This is a genomic window from Microcoleus sp. S13C4, from assembly GCF_036700865.1.
GTDB lineage: Bacteria > Cyanobacteriota > Cyanobacteriia > Cyanobacteriales > Microcoleaceae > Microcoleus.
Genome location: NZ_JAUBPS010000004.1, coordinates 17,862 through 42,496, shown reverse-complemented (window position 1 = coordinate 42,496; position 24,635 = coordinate 17,862). Strand labels below are relative to the sequence as shown.

Sequence of the window (24,635 nt, the reverse complement as noted above, 5' to 3'; positions counted from 1 at the left end):
GCTAATAAAAAAATCTCCTTTACAACATAAATGAAATAAAATAGCCCTATGTCAAAACACCTCAGCTTCGTAATTCCCGTTCACAACGAAGAAGCCACCATCAAATTGCTGTTTGATAAAATCCAAATTGTTATGTCCCAAACCGAAATTGACAATTACGAAGTCATTTTCATAGATGACGGTAGCCGCGATTATTCATGGCAAGAAATCGCCGATTTAGCCAGCCAGCATCCCCAACTAATTAAAGCGATTAAAATGCGCCGCAATTTTGGCAAATCCGCCGCACTTTCAGCAGGCTTTCGTAATGCAGCAGGGACAATTATCTTTACTCTAGATGCTGACCTTCAGGATGACCCCGCTGAAATCCCCAAATTTTTACATCATTTAGAATCTGGATTTGATTTAGTTTCCGGTTGGCGAAAACAGCGGAACGACCCGCTTTCTAAAACTTTACCTTCCAAGCTGTTTAATGCCGTTGCGTGTTTGCTAACTGGGGTGCAAATGCACGATATGAATTGTGGTTTTAAAGCTTATCGCAGGGAAGTTTTGCAGTCGATTAAATTGTACGGGGAATTGCACCGCTACATTCCGGCTTTAGCAAACAATTTAGGGTTTAAAATTGGCGAAGTAGTTGTGGAACATCATCCGCGCAAGCACGGAAAATCGAATTACGGCTGGGAACGTTATGCGCGGGGATTTATTGATTTGTTGACGGTGTTAGCCACGACGCAGTATTTACACAAACCGGGTCATTTGTTTGGGGGTTTGGGATTGTGTTTTGGCTTGGTTGGCACTGTTTCGCTGAGTTATTTAATAGTTATTTGGTTTCTGAATTTGGCGGGGATGAATTTTGGGCCGATCGGCAATCGACCTTTGTTGTTTTTTGGGATTTTGTGTACTATTCTGTCGGTGCAGTTGATTTCTTTGGGGATTTTAGCTGAGTTGATGGCGCGGAATGTGGATGCGGATTATGTGGACAAGCAAATTAGCGAAATTATTGATGATTCTGGTTTTGATATTTAACCGCAGATTAAGGCTGATTAACGCACATAAGTCGGATCTTGAAGTTGCTTATAGACAAGCAAAGTCTGTCTCCGCAGACTAAGATAAAAGTCTAACTGAGATTTAACAAGTTTTACTAAATACCTATTACCTAATTTTATAAAGTATCCATTTGCCTTGTTTGTCGGCGATTTCCCCTTGAATATTGGGATGCCAGTCAGTACGAGTCAGGATATAATTGGCATGATAGTTTCTGGCTACCTTGACTAAATCTGCACTGCTACGGCGGATGAAAAAGTCATTTCCTCCCCAAATCATTTGCGGGTTTAAGGGGACTCCTAAAACGGTTTCCATGCGAGTTTGCCATTCTTTGATGCCTTTTTCGGTAAAGGGAAAGTTCTTGAAATTCACGACAATCGCTCTTTCGGAGAAAAACTGGAAGTTGGTAACTGAAGGTGGAATTAATACGAGTGAATCGCGGCTGCTAATTTGCGAAAAGCGCACAGCTAATTTGCTTAAGTCGTCCCTGGGAACGGCATTGATATTAACTCTTGTTTGAAATACATTTAATATAGGTTTGGGCAGAATTCCTGCTACTCCCAAAACTAAGGTGGCGGTAGTTATTAAGGCTAATGTGTGAGTTAGAGTCTGTTTTATAGATGTAGCAACGGATGTTTCTTCTAAAATGAAGGGGAAGGCGAGGATTGAGAAAAAAATTGGGATGCTAATTATTCGATCGCCCATTATTTCCCATGAATCAGTCAGCGGATATATCACGCTGAAAATTACCGTTCCTACTGCTAAAATCCACCACAATATATTATATCGTTTGGGAAATGCGTATTTTTTTGTTGACCAAACTGATAATCCTAGGAAAATGATACCCCTAAAAGGCAATGTTAGAATAGCTAACAGCAACAAGCTAATAGCTATTTGTTTGTCTCTGTAAAGTCTATCGACCATCAAAGCAACAGCAATAAATATAATTAATTGAGCAAAAGGTACAGTCCTAGCTAACTGTAGTTTGGCCATAAAAGCCAAAGGATAAACTTCTACAAATATGTAATTCAGAAACAGAGCCAAAATCGATGTACTAACAATTGTATAAAAAATAATCTTATCTTCTTGTGGCAATAAATCGGATTTTTTGATGCACAGCAAGCCACCAATTATGAAACATATAAAGTTGAACCAATTCCCCAAACCCCAATTTGACGGGAGGATGTGGTGGGGGTTGCGGACTTTAGCGTGAATGTAGACAAACTGGGCATTATCGATAGTGTGAGTGCTGGTAGTACCTGTTAATAACATTGGTACGTAAACGATACTTGCCATTGCTGCTAAAAGTGCGATCGCCAAAATCAATGTTTTAAACTTCCGCTGTCTTACAGATTCAATAAATAAAACAGGAAGCATCATCAATCCGGGCAACAAACCAACTAAAAATTGCAGCAAACAACCCAGTCCAAAACAGAAATATCCGGTCAGCCATTTTTGGCGCAAACTAAAGTAAATTCCCCAGACTGCGAAGGCCATAGCGAACGTACTAGGTACTGATTTAGTGGAAAATATCAGGGTGTTACCAACATCTGTAAATGAAGCGGCTATACATAAAAAAGCCATCGCTGCGGCAGGCAGTTTGGAATTAGTATAGATATTGATAATTGCGTAGCAAGCTAGGATAAATGAACCGAAGGATAGGAATTGATAAATAAAATGCGCTAGGGGAATGCTTGTTCCTAAGTTAGCGAGCAAATAAATGATATAGTAATAGTAGTATCTCGGATTAAATTTAACCATTTCCTGAACGTAATAGTCATTTTTGTATAGTTCAGGATTTAACATAAATTGAATGGGTGGCACTTCGGGGAAATTGCCTCCAATGGGGAAAATATACCCTGTAGCCATCAGGGAACCGATGATAACAAAAGTATAGAGAGATAGATTAAAATACCAGTTGGATTTTTGATGTTTCTGCATTGATGGTTCCACTTACCGACGGACAGCCAAATTGTTAATCTCCAGTTGGCATTGCTTTGTTAAATCCTGTTTGCTGCTACTCAATACCTCAAGCAGCAGATAAGTGGGATTTTTGCCCTCAACTAATAGATTTAAGCCGATCGCACTTTTTTGACTATAAGCCATCTCTGCTGAGTCTACTAATTTACCTTGCTTGTCCCACAAAGTCAAGCGCAGGGCAATTCCCGGACATTGTTTGTTAGGTAAATTGAGTTTGCCCGTAACTTTCGCTTTGTCTGAGATAGAACCTAAATACAGGAAAGATGTATCGAGTTTCTTGCTATTTTTAATTGGATGAGTTACAATTTTATATAAATTATCCGATTCTTGACTGACTGAATAATTGGTACTTGTGTAGATTGATTGATGCAAACTAATCCAATCTAACTGCGTGCCAGGTCGATCGACTATTTGCCGCTGCATCGCATCCAGAGTCCTAACTGCCGTTGCTGTATCAGTCGGCCGCACCCTCCGGTAAACTCTGACAGTCACGCCGTTTTCTAGCTTAAACTGTTCCGGTAGCAATTGGAAATCGCGGGCAATTTCCCAGTTTTGAGTAAAGGCATCGTACACAACTTTAACAACATCTTGTTCGTGCGATCGCAAAACTTGTTCGTCAGTAGGTAACACCTGCTGAAAAGGTACAGCAACCACCGCATATTGTGACTGCAACAACTCCGGTAGCGGGTAAGTATCGCGCGAGTCAATTTGCGGCCTCCCGATTGTATTTAATTTCCACCAGCCCTCCGGCGGGTTTAATTTTCGGTTGGCTTGTCTGAGGATGTTAGCATTAAAACTGTTAGAAGCACCGGCAATATAAATCGGTTCTTCGTTGGGTGCTAATTTTCGCAGAAACTCTACTAATTTTACAACTTCGTCGTAGTCCGATCGCACTAACGGCGGAAAATTACCCACAAACAGTCTGGACAAATCAATTTTGAGAGGAATTAACCCGACTGCGGCATTCCAAACCAGGTACAAACCCGCCGCGCCCAGCATGAAATACCGGACTTTTCCCTTGAGTGTCAGCCAAGTTGTCCAGAAAAATGTAGATAGTCCTAAAAGTGCGATCGGTGTAAGATGAATTGTATAGTGCAAGTAGCCGTAACGCAAAACTAACAGCCATTCAACCAGCGACAAAACCCCAAACAACGAAACAAAAATAGCCGCCGCCGGAACCAGGATTCGGGTGAGAATTCCCGCCGAAAAACCAATCAGTACCAGCAGCCAAGTTCCCAAACCGTAAAAATCCGCATAACGAGTTAAAATATCCTTTACAGGCAAACTCCAAGCGACATACAAATTGCGGTAGTCAACCGTCAGAGCACTGCGAGTAAAATCTCCCGCTACCAACATTAAAATAGTCAAGCTAGTTGCAGCTATTAACCCTAACTTTACAGCGGATTCAAACAAGCATCTGTAGGGAAACGGCACTGCCACGTCCTTGTCTTTTGAAGACGACAACGCCGTTTTCCTACCGTATATTAGTACAATAAACTCGATGAAAGCCTGTAAAGTCGCTGCACCCAAAAATGCGATCGCACTATAAGCAAAATGGCGTCGCAACAGAATAGCCGCCGCCAGCAAAAACCCAATTAACGGGATGTTCCACCAAGATTTCAGCTTAACATCCTGCAAATAAACCCAAATTGCCAAGGCTACAAACACACAGCCGCCAGTATCCAGATATCCCCGCAGAGTCGGTATCCAACTCATCGGAATTAATAAACTCAGCAGCACAGTTGACCAAAACACCCGGCGGGGATAAAATGGAATTAGCTTTGCAGAAATTGCCCCCAGCAATAGGCGAAACGGCAACACATAAATTAGGGAGACGCTGAGAATGTAACTTAGCCGAGACTCGCCAAATAATAGAATAAACGGCACTAACGGCAAAGAGATTAATAGGTTTTTTTCCTTAGATAGCGATTCTATAACTCCGCGCCATGCTTTATCGGGCGAGTCTCGAAATAAATTTGCCGTGTTGACTGTAGCGGTGTTGTAGCCCGCGTAATCCCACCAATAAAAAGTATGTTCGCTGGATACATAGATTGATGTTACTGCCACTGTGACGAGAACAAGTAAAAATAGGAAAAACCCATCAATTAGAAACTTTCGAGGAAATTTTAAGGAATTAAAATCAAATAATACCATCACTCTAGCAACCCTAAATAACTCCTAAACTTCCTTTTTATCTCTTCCTTCGCGCCCTAGCGCTTACGCGCGGCTTCGCCTAACGCGCCTTCGCGGTTCGTTAAGTTACCTTGTAAAACACCGGCCAACTTTTCTGCATATTGCCGATTGGCGATCGCACTTGGATGAATGTCATGAGGTAAATTATTATTCGCAGGTACTTTCAAATCAACCGAAATATCCGCCGTCGCAATTCCCTCCTGACTTAATTCCTCCAACATCTTAGCAGAACCTGTATTAATTCCGGCCACAACTAACTTAACATCATTAGCCTCAGCCACACGGTTAAACTCTTCAATAATTGCCTTAGAAACCTCGTGACTTTTGTACAATCCCTCTTCAAATTGATTGTAATTAACCTCCAAAAAATGGCTTAATGCAGAAATCTGCATCAGGGGGAACTCGTGATATTCAAGTTTGGCCATTTTGTAGGTAAAATTATTTTCTCCATTCAGCCTAGCATCGGGCTGGAAGAGAATACCAAGTTTATTCCAAGCAGCCATTTGCTTTTTTCTCGCCCTTAACAAAGTATTGCGGCGGTCATGAAATCCCGCATAAGCAATCACCGCAATTTTTGGTTTATTTCCTTGTTTGAGTGCTTCTTTGAATTGAATCAAAGAGTGCAGCGTGCCGTAGCCGTTAACGCCAAAATTCACTATTTCATATTTAGGTAATTTCTCTTGCAGCAGCCAAGCATAAGTTTCGCTGTCATTCAATGACCAACCGTAGGTAAAAGAACAGCCAAATATCCAAATTTCAGGGTTTTTTGAGGATTGATTATAAGTATTGAGTGGATGTGTGATTCTTAAACTATTATTGAGGTGAGTGGCATTAAATGAGTAATTGCCGTTAAGTGTCACCTTAAATTTACCCGGCAAATGTTTGTAGCCGAGTTCCGAGTCTTTGGTAAAAAAGTTACCTTTTGGTTCGACGGCAACATCAACATTTTCTATTTGCCAGGGTTTGTATCCCGTCACTCGTAAGACAATTTCAGCCGTTGTTGTAGATAGAAATATTGGGAAAATTATATAAGTTATTAATCTGAAAATAGAGCTTTTAATAAAATTTTTTTCATAATTTATCGTAGGGGCGGGTTTCACCAACCATATCGGCGTAAGACCAACAATATAATAAACCCGCCCCGCCCAACGAATAATCTGAATCTACATTTTTTGGATGCTCTCGGACATCAGGTTAATCTAGATTATCGGCTGTGTGGGGGCGGGTTTATCTAAATTGTTTGTGAACCTCAAATATTGTTTGTAAAACCCGCCCCTACAGACAATTGTAGGGGCGGATTTCACCAACTATCTATGTCTAAAACACACAATCTCGTAAACCCGCCCAACCGATGGATTAATTCCTAATAATTTGCTTCCTCCTCGTACTCGGGAGTCTTATTTTTCTCAGGGATATTCACCCGAGGAGCCTGGTAAGGCTTCGGCGCCTCATCGTCAGCCCAAGCATCCGCCTCCACATCATCCTCGTACTCGTACTCTACCACCGGCTCCTTCGGGCGAAAACTCTCAGAGCGAGTGTACTGCGGCTTCGCCTCGTACTCCTCCTCGTAATCGTCCTCCTCGCCGCCCCAATTATCCTCTTCGTAATCCTCGTAATCGTCGATCGGCTCAGGCTGCACCGCGCGCATCTGCTGCGGCTGCCGCACCGGAGGCCGGTTCCATTGCGAATCTTCGTCCCAAGGAACTTCCTCAACAGCAGGCGCGGCTACCCTGCTACGCATTTCCGGTGCAGGTATCCGCACGCCCGGGCCCAATTGATTTCCCGTAGCCACGGGTTTCGGATAGTAACCTTGCTCGTCCTCTTCCCGTTCCCAAGGTGCTTGGCCCAAACCAACGCGCTCCAGCAAACCCACACTAAGCTGCCTGAGCCTTTCCTCGGAACCTTCAAACACAATCAAGCGATTCGGGCCGCTGCTGACAATTTCTTCAATCCCCAACTCGTAAGTGCTGAGAACTTGGTCGGGGATTTGGGGGATTCCCAGGGAAGCGATAATTATAGAAACTAACTTACCGTCTTCGGGGTCGAACCTAAAGCCCCGCACTCTACCCAAAAGTTCGCCGGTTTCGGTAATAACTTCGCTGTTAATCAAAATGCTGTAGACTTCAACATCAACATCATCTTCGATCGCGCTCTCATCTTCCACCAACAGCACGTCGCCGATTTCGCTGACATTGCTGAGGAACATAAACCTCGGCATTCCAGCGACCGCAAATATATTATCTCGCAGACCGATCGCCACAACTTCCCGCCGATCAATGTCCACCCACAATTGACTAACCACCCCCAAGCGTTTACCTCTGTCGCGGGTGATGACCTGAGTGCCGAGAATGTCTGAGCGTTGGCAAATTTGTTCGGATGTCATTGTAACTTTAATCCTGATTTATTAAGTACATATATCACTCAACACGATCGTTAACAGAGACTCCGGGACTACAACTTCAGTCCTATGACTTGAGTATAAGCTCCCCGTGCTTGAGTAACGCCAATTGTACGCTCAGCCGATTGAATCATAGGTCGCCGCAAACTCACAACAATAAACTGGGCTTGTTCAGACTGTCGTTTTATCATTCTAGCCAATCGCTCCACATTTGCCCCATCCAGAAACATATCCACTTCATCAAAAGCGTAGAACGTAGACGGGCGGTAGCGTTGCAGCGCAAAAATAAAACTCAGCGCCGTCAGCGACTTTTCGCCTCCAGACATGGAAGCCAGCCGCTGTACGGGTTTGCCCTTCGGGTGAGCCACCAAATTCAAGCCGCTGCTGAAAGGGTCTTCCTGGTCATCTAGCTGGAGATAGCCGTCGCCTTCGGAAAGTTCCGCAAAGATAGTCTGGAAGTTCTCGTTAACCGCGTCGAAAGCTTCTTTAAAAGCGCGCCGCCTGAGTGTGGTAAAATTTTCGATTCTCAACAGCAGTTCAGTGCGTTCTCCTTCCAATGTCGTCAATTTTTCACTTAATTCTTGAAGGCGTTCTTGAGTGCGGTTGTACTCTTCCAAGGCTAGCATATTGACCGGTTCTAAAGCTTGAATGCGTTTGGCGATCGCCTTTACTTCCTGCTGCAATTCCGTCAAATTGGCTTTCTCGACATTTTCAGGAATCGACGGCACGGGGTCTGGCATTTCCGCCCGCTGCGCTTCCAATAGAGTGCGGACTGCGCTCAATTGTTCCCGGCGTTCTTGCTGGGTTTCGTTGAGTTTTTGCAACTGCCATTGTAACTGCTGTTTGGCTAAATGCTTCTCTCGCAGTTGAGATTCCGCCCGATCGCGCTCTCCCTTCTGCACGCCCAATTTTTCCTCAATTTCCCCCAAAGCCGCCTTAGCTGCGGCAATTTGTCCATCAAGTTCTAACTGCTGCGAAACAATGCGGTCGAGTGCATCCGCCCCCGCGTTTTGCTGCACTTGCCACTCCTGCAATTTCTCGCTGCCTTCCTTAATTTTGTCTTCCAAACGCCCGAATTGATTTTCCAAGTCTACAAGGCGTTGCTGGACGTTTCTCAGAGCCAATTCTCGCTCTTGCAGTTGCGCTTCCAGAGCGCGCAAACTCGATTGCATTTGCTGCCATTCGCTGTGACTGTTGGACTCTTCCAACTGCGCCAAAGTTTGGCGGTACTGCTGCAATTGAGTTTCCTGTGCGGGCAATTCTCGTTCCAGCAACTGCAATCTCGATCGCGAATTAGTTAATTCCTGTGTATTTTTCGCAATTTGCGATCGCACTTGTTCCTGTTGCGCTTGCAAATTCTTAATTTCTGAATCCAATTGTTCCAAGCGCAACTGATTTTCGCGCAAATTCTGTTTCGCTTCCATCAATTCTTGGCTGCGAGTTTTGACTGCAACAGAAGCGCGATCGATCGCAATTTTGCACCGTTCCAAAATCCGCTCAATTTCCTCCAACCTTTCTTGCAGAGATGCGATCGTCCGCGCTTCACTAGCAGCCTCACTAGCCTCAACCGTGCCAAAATGCAAAGTAGATCTATTAGTAGAACTTCCCCCAGTCATCGCCCCGCTAGTTTCCAAAATTTCCCCGTCCAAAGTGACAATCCGGTACTGTCCCAAATAGCGGCGGGCGTCGCTGAGGTTGCTAAACACAACCGTACTGCCAAAAACGTAAGCAAAAATTTCCTGATACCGCGAATCGCAGTCAATCAAATTAACAGCCGCATCCACAAACCCAGCCGCGCGCCGCAAATTTTCATTCACCGAATACCTGCCGCCCCTAATCTTATTCAAAGGCAAAAACGTCATCCTTCCCGCCCGTTTTTGTTTCAACAATTCGATCGCAGCAGCAGCCACGCTGTCATCTTCCACCACCATATTTCCCATGCGCCCGCCCGCCGCAATTTCCAGCGCTAACTGATAGCGTGGTTCCACCCTGCCCAGTTGAGCCACCAAGCCGCAAACTCCGCCAATTCCGCTTTGCGCGACAATTTTTGCAGTAAACGTTCCCGTCGCTTCTTGCAGTGCTTGAAACTGCACTTCTAGTTTGTCTAATTTGCGCTGTCTTTCGCGCTGTTCTTCCAACAAACGAGTTTGAGTTTCCTGTTGCAGTTGCAATTCTTGTTCGGCTTCGACTAAAATCTGATTCAGCGATTCTACTTGCAAAGATGCAACGCCTTTGGTTTCCACAAGGCGGGATTGCTGCTCTTTTTTCGCGGCAATTTCCTGTTCCAATACTTGCAGCGATTGGTTTTGTTCTTGAATTTGACTTTGCAGGCGATCGGCTCTTTCTCCGATAGTAGCTTGTTCTGTACGCTGCGGTTCCAAAGTTTGTTGAATTGTTTCGATTTGGCGGTGCAGTTCCGTTTGCTGCTGTACCCAAACTTCGGCAGTCGAGGCGATCGCATTTGCAACTTCCCGACTTTCATCTAAACTTTGCTGGGCTGCATCCCGCTGTTCCTGAAAACTCCCCTGCTGAGACTTAACATAAGATATTTCAATCTCAATTTGCTCCAAACTTTGCTTAAGTTGCCGAACTTCTTCCTCGGTTTGAGCTATATTAGCCGCCATTTGCCCAGCAGTTTTTTCCAAATCCTGTTTGCGGTTTTGCAGTTGCCGCCTTTCCGCTTCCTGAGTGGCAATCGTCGCTTGCAAAGCCAACAATTCTGACTCTCCCAAAGCTTTAACGCGGGCATTCAGCGCGTCAAGTTCGGCGGTTGCTTCTTGAATTTGGGTGCTAATTGCTTGCAGTTGTTCGGTGAGAGATGCAGAAGTGCGATCGCCCGTTTCGATTTGTTCTCGGAGTTTCCATTCTTGCTGCTGCAATTGGCGGAATTTCAGCACAATTTCCCACTGCGACTTTTCTTGAAATTCCGCCCGCAATTTTTGATATTTTTCCGCTTTTGTGCGATCGGAAGCCAGTCTATCGCGCTGAGAAATCAGCTCTTTTTCCACAATACTGCTGCGTTCTTCCACCTCTTTAACTTCATCCAACTTCTGCCTCGCTAAAGAGATTTTGCGATCGAACTGAGCCACCCCAGCCAATTCGTCAATGATTTCTCTGCGTTCCTTAGAATTCATCGAAATAATGCTGGTAACGTCTCCTTGCAGGACGACGTTATAGCCTTCGGGATAAATTCGCAAGCGGTTGAGTTGTTCGTGAAGTTGAGTCAGCGTGCAAGGTTGACCGTTAATGTAATAAGTTGAAGTGTAAGTACCTTGGCGAGTTACTCGAAGTTTGCGAGTCACACTCCACTCATCCGATTTTGGATTTTGGATTTTGGATTTTTTATTAGTAGCGAGTAGTTGTCCGTTGTTGTCTTGAGTTGCTGCGATTTCAATCTCTTCTACGTCTTCAACAGATAACTCTTCTGATTTTCGATTTTCGATTTTCGATTTTTGATTGACAGGAGATGATTGGCCGTTGTCTTGAGTTTCGGCAGTTTCTATCCCTGCGGCTTCTTCAACAGAGAGATGCGATTCTTGATTGACAGAAGATGATTGTCCGTTGTCTTGAGTTTCGGCAATTTCTATCCCTTCGACTTCCTCTGCTTCAACAGATAACTCATCTGCTGCATTTTCCTCCTCATCTTCATCCTGGGCGAACCATTCCTCCCCCACATCTTCCAGCGCAAAAGTCGCAGTCACGCTAGCTTCGATCGTACCGCGTTTGTTTTGGGCGCTGTTCACTAAATCCGGCAAACGTTCAGCCCGCATTCCCTTAGAGCTCGAAAGTCCGAGACAAAACAGCAAAGCGTCGAGGATGTTGGACTTCCCAGAACCGTTGGGCCCGGAAACCACAGTAAAACCGGGCAGCACGGGAATGGCCGTCGTGCCGCCAAAAGATTTAAAGTTAGTCAGTTCGATCCGTTTAATGTGAACCATATGCTAGGAGTAGCTTTGGCTCTAGGTTGTTGTCACAGGGTAGCACAGGCAATGGGGCGATCGACAATGTGTTAACTTTCTGGCATTGTCGATCGAACCGATATCTTACACCTTTGTCAACAACCGAGTCCGCTTTTACTTAAAAAGATCGTTGACAAAGTTACAACATCTGCGATCCGAGCGAGCGCTACAAATGAACGTAAATTTTGATACAAATAACTCCATGAGACTTGATGGAGATTATTTGTGCCAGTAAACCTGTAAACCTTGCCCCGACACAATTTCAGCAAATATAATTCCGGTAATTCCTAATGTTACCCCTAGACATATAAAAACTTTCCGGTAAAATCGAACCAAAATTAATAATGTATAAAGTAACGAAGCGCATTATGGAGGGCAAACCCATTACACCAGCTCAGAACTCATCTAACCTGCCAGCTTCCCCTGAAAGCGACGAACAACAAGTATTACAAATTTGGGGTCGCGAACCCCTTAAAGGACACGTCAAAATCAGCGGCGCCAAAAACTCGGCCTTAGTAGTCATGGCAGGAGCCCTGCTATGCCCAGAGGATTGCCGTCTCCGCAACGTTCCCGGTCTAGTCGATGTCGCCCGCATGGGTCAAATTCTCTCGGCTGTAGGAGTCAAATTACAGCAGAACGGGGACGTTTTAGACATCAACGCCAGCAACCTCATAGACGCTCAAGCCCCCTACGAATTAGTCAGCCAACTGCGGGCGAGCTTCTTCATCATCGGGCCGCTGGTAGCGCGTTTGGGATTTGCCAAAGTGCCCTTGCCCGGTGGGTGCGCCATCGGCGCGCGACCCGTTGAACTCCACGTTCGGGGTCTGCAAGCCCTCGGTGCCGAAGTCCACATCGACCACGGCACCGTTCACGCTTACGTCAAAGGGCCGAACCGCCGCCTGAAAGGAGCCAAAATTTATTTGGACTACCCCAGCGTCGGCGCAACTGAAACTTTGATGATGGCGGCGACTCTGGCTGAAGGAGAAACCGTGATTGAAAATGCTGCTCAAGAGCCGGAAGTCGCAGATTTGGCGAATTTCTGCCGCGCTATGGGAGCAAAAATTCAAGGGGCTGGCACAAATACGATCGTCATTTCGGGAGTTCCCAAGCTGCACGCAGTAGACTATTCAATTATTCCCGATCGCATTGAAGCCGGGACATTTTTAGTAGCCGGAGCCATCACTCACTCCGAAATCAGTTTGTCGCCGATAATTCCCGACCACCTGACCGCAGTCATTGCCAAATTGAAGACTATTGGGGCGAAAATTATTGCAGAATCCCCCGACATTTTGCGGATAGTTCCCGGCCAAACTCACTCGGCCACAGACATCGAAACTCTGCCTTATCCCGGTTTCCCCACAGATATGCAAGCTCAGTTTATGGCTTTGCTGACGCTGAGCGAAGGCGACAGCTTGATCAAAGAAACCGTGTTTGAGAACCGCTTGCGCCACGTAGCAGAGCTCAACCGCATGGGCGCGGACATTCGCCTTAAAGGCAATGTAGCGATTGTGCGGGGAGTGTCGCGGCTGTCTGGTGCGCCGGTAGTGGCAACAGATTTGCGGGCTTCGGCGGCGTTAGTGTTAGCGGGACTTGCAGCCGAGGGTGTCACCACCATCAGCAGCTTGCAGCACTTAGACCGCGGCTACGAGCAGTTAGAGGTGAAACTGCAAAAATTGGGAGCTAAGTTGCGACGGGTCAAAGAGGGTACAGACCCGGCGACTGCTGAGGCTCCTGTCAATCCCGTGCGATCGGGTTTAAAGTAGTCAGAAGGAAGAAGGAAGAAGGAAGAAGGAAGAAGGAAGAGGAAAAAAGGAAGAAGCAAAAGAATTCCCCATGCCCAATTCCCCATGCCCCATGCCCAATTCCCAATTCCCAATTCCCCATTCCCAACTGACTAAAATGTCGAACATACCGCTCATCGGTTTAAAAGCAGACCAGTTTCGCCACCCGCTAGACTTGGAAGCGACCAACAGTCTCAAACAACTGCCAGGCCTGGATTTGATTGTGCGGCAGTTGCTGGGACAACTTGGCGAACAGTTTTTCATGCTGGAAAATCTGGCTTCCAGCGTCCAAGTCGGCGAAAATCAATTGCCCCACCTGCATCAATTGCTGTTGGATGCCTGCAAAACTCTTGATTTGGAACCGCCGCAGCTTTATGTCCGCCAGCATCCGATGCCAAATGCTTACACCTTTGCGATGCGGGGAAAACAGCCTTTTGTGGTGATGCACACTTCTCTGATTGATTTGCTCACAGACGAGGAAGTTAAGGCAGTAATCGCTCACGAGTTGGGGCATTTGAAGTGCGAACACGGAGTTTACCTGACTCTGGCTAATTTAATTGTGTTGGCCGCAGGTCAAATTTCGCCTGTGGGAACCGTGCTCGCGCAGGGTTTGCAGGCGCAAATGTTGGAATGGTTGCGGTGTGCGGAATTTACGTGCGATCGCGCCGCGTTGCTCGCCACCCAAGACCCAAGAGTGGTAGCATCGGTGTTGATGAAGCTGGCCGGAGGTTCGCCGACTTTAGCTCCGAAACTGAATGTCGATGCGTTTTTGGCGCAGGCGCGAGCCTACGACGACCTCAGCAGCACTCAACTCGGAGATATGCTCAAACAAGCTCAGACGGCTCAGTTGTCCCATCCTGTACCAGTATTGCGCGCCAGAGAGATCGATCGCTGGGCAAGTTCAAAAGATTATGAATCTTTGCTTGCAAAAAATCGATCGCTGTGTTATGATGGTGAAACGAAAAAGGGCGGGTGGCGAAATTGGTAGACGCATCAGACTCAAAATCTGACACCGAAAGGTATGAGAGTTCGATTCTCTCCCCGCCCACTACTAAAAAAGCTTAATAAATCTAGGGTTCCAGATGATAAGTCTGGAACCCTAATTTATATGGGGCATTGGGCATCGGGCATCGGGCATCGGGCATCGCGAATTGCGAATTGGTAACTAATGACAACAGTCAACAGTCAACAGTCAACAGCCAACACATTTTATGGGTGAATTAGCCGCTTTAGGCGCTGCATTTGTCTGGGCTCTATCTTCCACAATCTGGCAGCGAGTAGGACAGCAAATCCCCCCAGTGGTGCTAAACTTCCTCAAAGGCGCGATCGCCCTTTTCATGCTCCTTGCAACTCTACTAATTTTAGGCAAACCCTTACCCGCAATCAACCCTAATATTTTAGCAATGCTGCTCATCAGCGGCGGGCTAGGAATTGGCATCGGAGACACCGCTTTCTTTATCGTATTAAAATATTTAGGCGCGAGGCGAACGCTGCTTTTAGAAACCCTATCTCCCCCTTTAACAGCTTTATTTGGCTTAATATTTTTGCAAGAAAAGTTATCGGCCATTGCTTGTACAGGCATTCTTTTAACAATCTGCGGCGTAGCTTGGGTAATTGCCGAACGAACAGCCGAAACAACCTTATCATCAAAACATCTTTGGCAAGGATTAGGTATTAGTTTATTAGGACAAACAACTCACGCCGCTGGAGCAATTTTATCCCGCGCCGCCTTCACTCAAATAGATATTGATCCCCTGTGGACAGCCGCCTTGCGTTTGAGCGGCGGCATGGCAGTCATGCTGTGCTTTTTGAAGCCAACAAACTTTGACAGTTTCAAACAATTAAAAGCCCCACAACTCTTAGGTGCAATAATTCTAGCAGCTTTTTTAGGAACCTATCTCGGTATTTTCCTGCAACAGACTTCCCTGAAATATGCACCCGCAGCAATCGCTCAAACACTCAGTTCTATCAGTCCCCTATTTATACTGCCTTTAGCGGTACTGGCGGGCGAAAAAGTGAGCATTCGAGCTGTTGTGGGGGTAGTTGGTGCGATCGGCGGAATCGCCTTATTATTGGGTTTGAAGTGATGAGATTTTAGACATAAGTGTTGCGTGTTGCTAAAAAGTCAAAAAATAGGCTCTTTCTTAGTTAGTGTCCTTAAATATTAGTTTAACTAGCAAAAAACGGGTATTCCCTACTTAGTATGCTCAAATATTAGTTTAACTAGCAAAAAACTAAACTACGTCTGAATAGACTGAAAAAACGCATCAATTTAAGTTAAGTATTGCTAAAAAATATTTCCCCGCAAGGATTTGGGGCATTTTTTGATTAAAATTAGCACACTAAGTACAGCAGACGCTGGCAGCAGTCAACATTGCCAAACATATAACTAACGTGGCGATGACTGTAGGGCTAATTACAGGAGTTGTGGCAGTTGCAATGGATATCCATGCAGTCAAAAAGGAACGAGAAATTAGATGAAACTCGTGGCGAGAGAATGAGTCAGTTTATTGCCATTGCCAAAGACCTCGAAACTCAGATAGAATAACAACTCCGACAAGTTAAAATAAAAACCTCCGAAGAAATAGAGAAGCAAATTGCAACCGATCGCCAGAAGTAAGAGGAAGTGATTTATGCTTCTCATACTTGGGTCAAACAATTGACAGAAATCCGTAAGGATTTTGACGTGATTCTCCAGTACATCACGCAGGTAACAGCTAATCCGAATACTTGAAGCTGAAAAAGTGAGATCGCCCTTACATCCCAACTTGTCAAAAAGCGCGATCGTGCGATCGGATATAACCATCAACAACACGGCGATAGAGGAAACGGCAGTGCCGTTTCCTGATTGCGGGCTACTCTTACAAATTGCAACTCATATCCCCAGATAATTGACTGAAACGCGCATTTTCCCGATAGTCTACCGGACAATCAATCACGCAAGGGACATCTTGAGCAAGGGCTTCTTTCAGAATCGGAATTAAATCCGTGGCAGATTCCACTCGATAGCCTTTTAAACCCATACTTTCGGCAAATTTCACAAAATCGGGATTGCCAAATTTGACGAAATCTGAATGACCAAAATAATCTTGCTGCTTCCATTCAATTAACCCGTAACCGCCGTCATTAAAGATCAGCGTCACAAAATTAGTACCGACTCGCAAAGCAGTTTCTAACTCTTGACAATTCATCATAAAACCGCCGTCGCCGGTTGCTGCTACTACTTTGCGATCGGGATAAACGAGTTTTGCAGCTACCGCACCCGGAATCGCAATTCCCATCGCCGCAAATCCGTTGGAAATCAAACAGGTATTCGGGCGATCGCAATGATAGTGCCGCGCGATCCACATTTTGTGAGCTCCCACATCAGATATAAGAATATCTTCCGGGCCCAAGACTTGCCGCAAATCGTAAATGAGTTTTTGTGGCTTGATCGGGAAACCGTCGTCGGCTGCATATTGTTCGTACCCAGCGCGAATATCCGCGCGCAATTGCTTAGCAAAAGGGTCTACTTTCTCCATGCGATCGGCACGCTGCAAAATTTCATTGAGGGAATCAGAAATATCTCCCACAACTTCTATAATAGGAATATAACTGCTGTCAATTTCTGCTGGCAAAGATCCAATGTGAATAATCGGAATTTTTCCTTCTGGATTCCACTTCTTCGGGGAATATTCAATCAAATCGTAGCCAACAGCAATCACTAAATCCGTTTCTTCAAAAGCACAACTAATATAATCACGTTTTTGCAATCCCGTCGTCCACAGTGCCAAAGGATGAGTGTAAGGAATTACACCTTTGCCCATGAAAGTATTAGCTACAGGAATATTCAATCGAGTAGCAAATTGTGTCAAAGCATCGCTGCCATTAGCACGAATTGCGCCGTTTCCTACTAAAAGCAGAGGACTTTTGGCCTTGGAAATTGCCACAGCGGCTTTATTCAAGCTTTGGTAAGCGCCAAAAGTTTTTTCGCGGTTGTCTTTGGTGAGCGGATTTCCTTCAGCAGGCATTGCTGCGATGTTTTCAGGTAAGTCAATGTGAACGGCTCCCGGCTTTTCACTTTGAGCTACTTTAAAGGCTTTGCGGACAATTTCTGCCGTCGTGCTGGGGCGAACAATTTGAGCATTCCACTTAGTAACTGGTGCAAACATAGCGACCAAATCTAAATATTGGTGCGATTCTATGTGCATTCTGTCTGTGCCGACTTGTCCGGTAATTGCTATTAAAGGAGCACCATCTAAGTTGGCGTCAGCAACTCCTGTCATTAAGTTAGTTGCGCCTGGACCCAAGGTGGACAAGCAAACGCCGGCTTTGCCGGTGAGACGACCGTAAACGTCGGCCATGAAAGCCGCGCCTTGTTCGTGGCGAGTAGTAATAAATTTAATTGAAGAGTTTCTCAGGGCTTCTAGAATTTCTAAATTTTCTTCTCCAGGAAGTCCGAAGACGTATTCGACGCCTTCATTTTCTAAACATTTTACCAATAGTTGAGCTGTGTTCATTTCCGCTTTTTTCCTCGGTTAATGGGGGTTTGTGGTCTTTTTAAACCGATCGCAAAAATACTAAATGGGAATTTTTAACCGCAGATAAACGCAGATAAACGCAGACTTATGTAGATTTGTGCGATCGGTGGATAGAGTGGGAGCTTATTTCACCCACACTGTTTTTATGTTAACAAATTCGTGCATTCCTTGGATGCTCAATTCGCGTCCGTAACCGGAGCGTTTGATGCCGCCGAAGGGCAATCTCGGGTCAGATTTTACTAAACCGTTGATGAATACCGCGCCGGCCTCTAGTTCGGAAATAAAGCGATCGCTCTCTGAGTTTACTGTAGTCCAAGCTGACGCACCCAAGCCAAAAGATGTGCTATTTGCGAGGGCGATCGCCTCATCGATGTCTGCAACTCGGAATACTAAAGCTACGGGCCCGAAAAATTCTTCTTGACGGGCAGAGGCATTCACGGGAATGTCTGCCAGAATAGTTGGTAAGTAAAAGTTACCGCCCTTGTTTGACAACGGGCGACCACCAGTCAACAGTTTGGCCCCTGAGTGAATGCAAGCTTGCACTTGATTGTCCAAGTCTTTGAGGATTGTGGGAGTAGCTAAAGGGCCGATATCGGTTTCTGGCAACATCGGATCGCCTACTTTTAATTGCTCGAATTTTTCGACAAATCCTGTGATGAATTCGTCGGCAATCTCTTCTGCTAAAATAAAGCGTTTGGCGGCGATGCAAGATTGACCGTTATTGAGCATCCGAGAGGTCACCGCAGTTGATAAAGCTGCTGCTACATCGGCACTGGACATCACAATAAATGGGTCGCTTCCTCCCAATTCCAGCACTACTTTTTTCAAATTTTTGCCCGCATTTGCTGCCAAACTTTCACCCGCTGGTTCGCTACCGGTGAGAGTTGCTGCTTTTATACGATCGTCCGCAACGATATCGGCTACTTTGTCGGCGCCGACTAACAAAGTTTGAAAAACTCCTTCGGGAAAGCCAGCAAGCATGAAAATTTCTTCGATTTTCAAAGCACACTGAGGCACGTTGGAAGCGTGTTTGAGCAAGCCCACATTGCCCGCCATCAGTGCTGGCGCCGCAAACCGAAAAACTTGCCAAAATGGGAAATTCCACGGCATGACGGCTAAAATAGCGCCCAGCGGTTGGTAGCGGACAAAGCTGCTACTAGCGTCGGTGGTTGCCGGTACATCTGCCATAAATTGAGCGGCATTTTTGGCGTAATAGCGACAAACTAAGGCGCATTTTTCCACTTCGCCGATCGCAGATTTGAGCGTTTTGCCCATTTCCAGGGTCATCATTTCAGCGTAAATTTCGCGATCGCGCTCCAAGATGTCTGCAGCTTTCTGCATCCACAGCGCTCTCTGCTCAAACGGCAGTTGGCGGTATTTTTTAAAAGCTTGCTGTGCTAATTCCAGCTTAGCTTCTATTACCTCATCCGCGATCGGCTCGAAAGTTTTCAGCGTTTCTCCCGTTGCCGGGTTGATAGTAGCAATAGCCATGGTTTCATCTCCTGTGTGAAAAACACAAAACTCCCTGCTAGTTTTCAGCCTAGGCAGGGAGTTGTATCAAGGTATTACAAAATAGGAATTTACCAGCCACGTTTTCTTTCAGGTCTTGCCAAGTTGCAAGTGCCGCGATTTGTTTAAATTTCTCTACTTTTAATTATAGTTCAGAGTCTCGATCGCAAATCTTAAGAAAATTTGTCTTTCTGAAATCACGCACAAATCTCAATAACAAGCTTTCCGGCCTGTTCCACAAAAGTTAAATGTTCTTGTGGGGCGTGCCGCCCGCCCCTGACAGCTTTATTCACAATTAATGGTGCAAGATCGATGAAATATCTTGTCTGGTATCCCGCCCGCCTTGCATTCTCAAGAACAGGCCCGACGGCCTGTTCCAGTACACATTTCTCAATTCCTCTCCCTCAAACAGACTGTTCCTGGACGTAATCCTGCACGTAAGACTGATAGTAATACCTGCTGCCTTTATCGTTATTCGCCACCATTCCCAACAGCGGAATTCCCGCCATTTTTAAATCTTCAAAAGCCAACAACAGCGCCTCCCGCTCAGTTTGATGCAGCCCTACTACCAGCATCAATCCGTTAGTGTGAGCCGCCAACAAATTCGCATCCGCCAAACCTAAAAGCGGCGCAGTATCGTAAATAACTAAGTCAAAATGACTTGACAAAGCTGCCATTAAATGCTGCATTTTTCGGGAAGAAAGCACCTTTGTGGGATCGAGAGGAACCGGGCCGGAAGTTAACACAAACAAATTTTCATCGCGGGGCGATCGCAAAATCACCTCTTGCACATCCACATCCTCAGCAATCACATTGTGTAAGCCTTGCCAATTCGGTAAACCCAGCATTTCGTGTACCTGGGGACGCCGCAAATCGGCATCCACTAACAGCACTTGCTGGCCCATTGCAGCAGCCGCCCGTGCCAGATTGACTGCAACAGTAGACTTGCCGTCAGCTACTTGACAAGAAGTAATTACACAAGAATTGATCGGAGTCTCAAGGTTGAGTAAGCGAATATTCGCATTGAGCGATCGAAAAGCTTCTTGAAAAGCATCCGTCGGCATCGGCGAAATTGCCACATCCACCGCGCTTGTCTCAGCAGGAGGAAGTCTCAAAATTTTATCGCTAGCAGGAATCACCCCCAACAAAGGCAGGCGAATCGAATGTTTGACATCCTCCGGAGTTTGGAACACCGTTTTATTGTTAAACCGTTCCGCCAACTGCGCCGCCAGCATACCAAACAGCAAACCAGCCAATCCCCCCAAAGCCAAATTCAAAGGCATAATCGGAGCAACAGCCATCAACTCGCCATTTTTGTAACGCGGAATTTCCGGCTTAGCAATAACTTCCCAAGCCACCTCTTTTTTGCCCACAGATTCAAGCTGCAAAGCTTGCTGTTTAGCCAGCAAACCATTCAGCGTATTGTTAGTTAAATCCAACTCGCGCTGCAAATCGGAATAGCGCCGCAAAATCACCGGGAACTTTTGAGAGTATTGATTCAACTGCTTAGCAGCTTGTTCCAAAACTTGATTCCGCACACCCAGCACCTGAATTAAATTAGCAGTACCGATAAACTGCTCGATTAACTTAATCCGCACCGGATCTTGAAAAGCCAGCACTTGTGAACTTACCTTAGCCAAATCAGTTCCCAGAACCTGTTGGGCTTCTTTCTTCAACAAAGGAATCAGGTTCTTGCGCTGTTCTCGCAACAATTGCATTTGCGGAGTTTGGTCTGTAAACGTAGCCGAGTTAATCGCAATTTGTCCTTCTAATTGCTGCAATTGAGTCAGCATCGCTTGATAGCGGGGAGCTTGACTCAGAGCCGAAGCCATCAGCGCTTGCTGTTGGTTGAGTCCGAGCTGATTTTGCAGATTGGAATAGAGCAATCTCTGCTGATTGAGCTGCGTTTCCGCGTCCAATCTTTGCGCTTGAAGTTGGCTGATTTGCTGCGAAAGCTGTTGGGTTTGAATTTGCGGGTCGATAAAATTGTACTGCTGCCGCAACTTTTGAATTTCTGTTTGCAGAGCTTGTTGGCGCTTTTGCTGGTTGGGAATTTGCGATTTCACAAAATCCAGAGTCTGACTAATTTGAGTTGTGGTATCTTGCACGCTGTAGTTGCGGTAGCCTAGCGCCACTTTTTCCAAAACAAACTGAATTTTTTTCGGGTCATAATCCCGATATTTAACTTCGATAATTTTGGTGTTTTTGAAGCGATTAATTGACAGCCGGGTTTCCTGAGAAAACGGCAAATTATCGGCTTTTGGGTTCAAAAGGTAATTGTAATTTATTTCGGGATACTTAGCCTGCAACTGTTTAATAATCGGCGACATTACTTGCGGACTTTGCAAAACTTCAATTTGGGATTCGTAGTCAAAACCGCCCTTTTCTTGGGTCGCCGGTGCCGCTGGTTGCAGTTTCAGCTCACCGGAGTAGATTTTGGCTAAAGTATTTTGCGTAACTGCTGGTTCTACTAATAATTGAAAGCGCCCTTCGTACTCGCTTTTTTGATTGAGCGTCCAGGCGAAAACCCCGGTGGTTACTGCCGCTGCTACACCAATGACTAAGATGGAGCGACTGCGGCAAACTTCCCAAAAACTTAACTCTTCTGGGTTCGTTTTGTTTATGCCTAAAAATTGATCTTCTTCATAAGTTCCCGAAGATATTTTTTGCAGCTCGGCAACTTTTTTATGATTAAAAAGTGCTATTTGAGATTGTTTCCCTAGTTTCATTTGATTTCTACAACTTATTAGTTTAAAGGTCTGTATTGGTAGCCGAGTTTCAGCAATCCGGTTGATTTCTAGATATTTTGTTAGCAAGGCGAAACTTTTTCTAGAAAACGGGTTTATGAAACCTTAATCCTACTCTATTCAAATTACCGAAAAATATCGAATAATCGAAATATTCCTAACAGCGGACTCAGAGGAGCGAGAGTCCCGCCTACATTATCCGAGAACGTAGCGCGACCCGATCGCCTTACCATAATTACATCATTATTTTGCAGTTTGGGATTAGTTTCTTCATTGGCTGTTGCAGAAAAATTAACCTTAACAGTTAGCTGGGAAACTGTGCCGTTAGGATTGAGGCGAATTAAATCCACCGAATCCATTTGAGCGCGCGCTTTATTAAAACCTCCCGCTGCTACCAGCGCTTGATTTAAAGTAGTGTTGGGAACCACCGCAATCGCTCCCGGTTTCACGACTTCTCCCACAATGTTCACCTTAATCGTATCAGGTGAAAAATTAGAATTAGCCACTTGTTCGTCTTGGGCTGCATCGAGATTTTCGGCTTTGGGAACGATTACCGTATCTCCCTGTTGCAGGGCTAAATCTTGGGATACATCTCCCCCTTCCAAAAGTTGCCACAAATTCACATTAATAATTTGTTCCGTACCCGCCCGCGTCAGGCGGCGAACTTGTATTTGTCTGATATCAGCTACCGGCGTAATACCGCCGGCCATTTTAATTGCCCTCGTTACAGTTTGCTGCAAAACAGTTTCCCCGCCGTTGGTTTCGCTGGCAGCAAACAAACCAGAATTTGCACCCATTTCATTCTCTTGTACCCTACTTTGAGCCTCTTTCGCCAAAGTATAAGTACCGGGGCGAGTTACTTCGCCCACCACAGCAATATTAATTGGTTGAGTGCTTTGTCCGGTAATGTTAGCTACTGCTAAAGTAGGTGCTTCTTGGCGGTTGAGGCTAGTTACAGTGGGAATAAATATAGTATCGCCGTCGCGCAAAGTCATATCGGCCCGCAAATCGCCGTTTTGCAATAATTCCCACAAATCCACACTAATAATTTCTTCCGGTGCGTTGCGCTGGGGGCGGCGGATTTTGATTTGGCGCACGTCTGCTGACTGCGTAATTCCGCCGGCCATTCGCAGAGCCCGCGATATCGTTGGCATTTGAGTTCCCATTTGCTCTGCTGTGCCTCCGGGGCCTGCTGCTGAGGATATTGTATAGGCTCCGGGGCGGTTAATTTCGCCCGCGATCGCAATTTGCAAAGGACGTGGCGCCAGCAGTTTCAGGGTAATCCAAGGACGTTTAAGGTATTTGCCGTATTTGTCTTTAACAGCATTAGAAGCTTGTTCTAGGGTCATCCCGTACACCGAAATGCTGCCAATTAACGGCAAACTCAGGGAACCGTCGGCCTGTACTTGGTGTTGACCGTTGGGGCCGCTGTATTCCGGGACGTTGAAGATGTCCATTTGAATACGATCGCCCGCGCCCAAAGTGTAAACTTCCGATCGTACACTTGAAGGTGCACTTGCCGGAACCGCCGGAAATCCCTGAACAGGAGGCACTGGTACGGGAACAGCAGAACCAGGAGGAGGAGGAGGAGGAGACAAAGCAGGAGGAGGAGGCAAAAACTGGGCCATCGCCGGAGATGAAGCCGTCGCCAGCGCTGACACTGTTAAAAATTTGACCGTGAAACCTTTGACAGTATTGAATTTTGAATAGTTTTTGCTCGCCATCGCCTTTTGCCCCTATCCGCTTCCTATCCCGCCACCATCAAATGTAACCCAACTCTTCTAACTTGCTCAGAACTTTCTTAACACTCTCTTCCACACTTTCGCGCTCTGTGTAACAAATAATCTCAGGATTGAGCGGTTCTTCATAAGGATCGTCAATTCCGGTAAAACCCTTAATTTCTCCGGCTCTGGCCTTAGCGTATAGCCCCTTGACATCGCGACCTTCGCACACTTCTAACGGCGCTGTGATATATACTTCAACAAAATTGGGATCCATTGCTCTAATTTCGTCGCGAATTGCTCTGTAGGGGCTAATAGCTGCGGTCATTACGGCTACTCCATTGCGGCTCAGCAGGTGAGCTACAAATCCAATCCGCCGAATATTAGTATCTCGGTCTTCTTGGCTAAATCCCAAACCTTTTGACAAGTTGGTGCGAACGACATCTCCATCCAATATTTCAACTTTGCAACCTCTGGCCTTCAATTCGGGTTCGAGAGCTTTGGTGATAGTTGTCTTGCCGGAACCGCTCAGCCCGGTGAACCACAAAATAAAACCTTTTTCCATTTTCATCCGTTAATTAGTAACTGGCAAATCATTAAGACGTAAAACTTTATAGATGCAGTTCCCTTTTTTATATTATCGTTATTCGCGGTGTCATATGGGCAATATTTGCGCGCAAAAAATGATAAATCAAAATTTGCGATCGCTCCTGCGGTCATTTAGTAATAAAATTGTGCGCTCGCTGCATACATAATTCCCGATTTATTATTTGTCAACTCTTTACA

General features: G+C 45.7%; 14 protein-coding genes and 1 tRNA gene. 5 read left to right on the top strand and 10 right to left on the bottom strand.

From position 1 onward, the window contains the following. The first annotated feature begins 48 nt into the window (after positions 1 to 48). A complete protein-coding gene (locus tag QT996_RS03295) occupies positions 49 to 1,023 on the top strand; it encodes a glycosyltransferase family 2 protein (protein WP_333044501.1) in 975 nt (324 codons plus the stop codon). 126 nt (positions 1,024 to 1,149) lie between these two features. Here QT996_RS03295 and QT996_RS03290 read toward each other — a convergent pair whose 3' ends face one another. The 5 genes from QT996_RS03290 to smc all read right to left on the bottom strand — a co-directional run bounded on the left by QT996_RS03290 (position 1,150) and on the right by smc (position 11,550). After that, the gene (locus tag QT996_RS03290; RefSeq protein ID WP_333044500.1) at positions 1,150 to 2,982 is read right to left on the bottom strand and encodes a DUF6798 domain-containing protein; all 1,833 of its coding nucleotides are present in this window, start codon (positions 2,980 to 2,982) and stop codon (positions 1,150 to 1,152) included. A 12-nt stretch (positions 2,983 to 2,994) separates the two neighbouring features. After that, positions 2,995 to 5,088 carry a hypothetical protein gene (locus QT996_RS03285; protein ID WP_333044498.1) on the bottom strand — a complete coding sequence of 698 codons (2,094 nt, stop codon included), beginning with the start codon at positions 5,086 to 5,088 and terminating at the stop codon, positions 2,995 to 2,997. 143 nt (positions 5,089 to 5,231) lie between these two features. Continuing rightward, positions 5,232 to 6,191: an SGNH/GDSL hydrolase family protein gene (locus QT996_RS03280; protein WP_333044496.1), complete on the bottom strand. Its 960-nt coding sequence runs from the start codon at positions 6,189 to 6,191 to the stop codon at positions 5,232 to 5,234. A gap of 386 nt (positions 6,192 to 6,577) precedes the next feature. Next, a complete protein-coding gene (locus QT996_RS03275) occupies positions 6,578 to 7,597 on the bottom strand; it encodes a PRC-barrel domain-containing protein (protein ID WP_333044494.1) in 1,020 nt (339 codons plus the stop codon). Between the two features lie 68 nt (positions 7,598 to 7,665). Continuing rightward, the gene (gene smc, locus QT996_RS03270; protein ID WP_333044492.1) at positions 7,666 to 11,550 is read right to left on the bottom strand and encodes a chromosome segregation protein SMC; all 3,885 of its coding nucleotides are present in this window, start codon (positions 11,548 to 11,550) and stop codon (positions 7,666 to 7,668) included. A gap of 365 nt (positions 11,551 to 11,915) precedes the next feature. Here smc and murA point away from each other — a divergent pair, with 365 nt between their 5' ends. The 4 genes from murA (at position 11,916) to QT996_RS03250 (ending at position 15,439) form a co-directional block, all read left to right on the top strand. Then, positions 11,916 to 13,334, top strand: coding sequence for a UDP-N-acetylglucosamine 1-carboxyvinyltransferase (gene murA / locus QT996_RS03265; protein WP_333044490.1), 1,419 nt, complete (start codon positions 11,916 to 11,918; stop codon positions 13,332 to 13,334). Between the two features lie 136 nt (positions 13,335 to 13,470). Beyond that, positions 13,471 to 14,340 carry a M48 family metallopeptidase gene (locus tag QT996_RS03260; RefSeq protein ID WP_333044488.1) on the top strand — a complete coding sequence of 290 codons (870 nt, stop codon included), beginning with the start codon at positions 13,471 to 13,473 and terminating at the stop codon, positions 14,338 to 14,340. Beyond that, a tRNA-Leu gene (locus QT996_RS03255) sits at positions 14,319 to 14,400 on the top strand. The genes QT996_RS03260 and QT996_RS03255 overlap by 22 nt, the downstream gene beginning before the upstream one ends. A gap of 163 nt (positions 14,401 to 14,563) precedes the next feature. After that, complete coding sequence (locus QT996_RS03250) at positions 14,564 to 15,439, top strand: DMT family transporter (protein ID WP_333044486.1); 876 nt, start codon at positions 14,564 to 14,566, stop codon at positions 15,437 to 15,439. A 774-nt stretch (positions 15,440 to 16,213) separates the two neighbouring features. Here the strand turns inward: QT996_RS03250 and QT996_RS03245 are convergent. From QT996_RS03245 to cysC, 5 genes are all read right to left on the bottom strand, one after another. Further along, complete coding sequence (locus QT996_RS03245) at positions 16,214 to 17,851, bottom strand: acetolactate synthase large subunit (RefSeq protein ID WP_333044485.1); 1,638 nt, start codon at positions 17,849 to 17,851, stop codon at positions 16,214 to 16,216. Between the two features lie 144 nt (positions 17,852 to 17,995). Beyond that, positions 17,996 to 19,363: an NAD-dependent succinate-semialdehyde dehydrogenase gene (locus QT996_RS03240; RefSeq protein ID WP_333044483.1), complete on the bottom strand. Its 1,368-nt coding sequence runs from the start codon at positions 19,361 to 19,363 to the stop codon at positions 17,996 to 17,998. A 422-nt stretch (positions 19,364 to 19,785) separates the two neighbouring features. Further along, entirely contained in the window at positions 19,786 to 22,110 is a 2,325-nt protein-coding gene (locus tag QT996_RS03235; RefSeq protein ID WP_333044482.1) for a polysaccharide biosynthesis tyrosine autokinase, read from the bottom strand. A gap of 143 nt (positions 22,111 to 22,253) precedes the next feature. Further along, positions 22,254 to 23,852 carry an SLBB domain-containing protein gene (locus QT996_RS03230; protein WP_333044481.1) on the bottom strand — a complete coding sequence of 533 codons (1,599 nt, stop codon included), beginning with the start codon at positions 23,850 to 23,852 and terminating at the stop codon, positions 22,254 to 22,256. A 37-nt stretch (positions 23,853 to 23,889) separates the two neighbouring features. After that, positions 23,890 to 24,414, bottom strand: coding sequence for an adenylyl-sulfate kinase (cysC, locus tag QT996_RS03225; RefSeq protein WP_333044480.1), 525 nt, complete (start codon positions 24,412 to 24,414; stop codon positions 23,890 to 23,892). Positions 24,415 to 24,635: the final 221 nt, after the last annotated feature.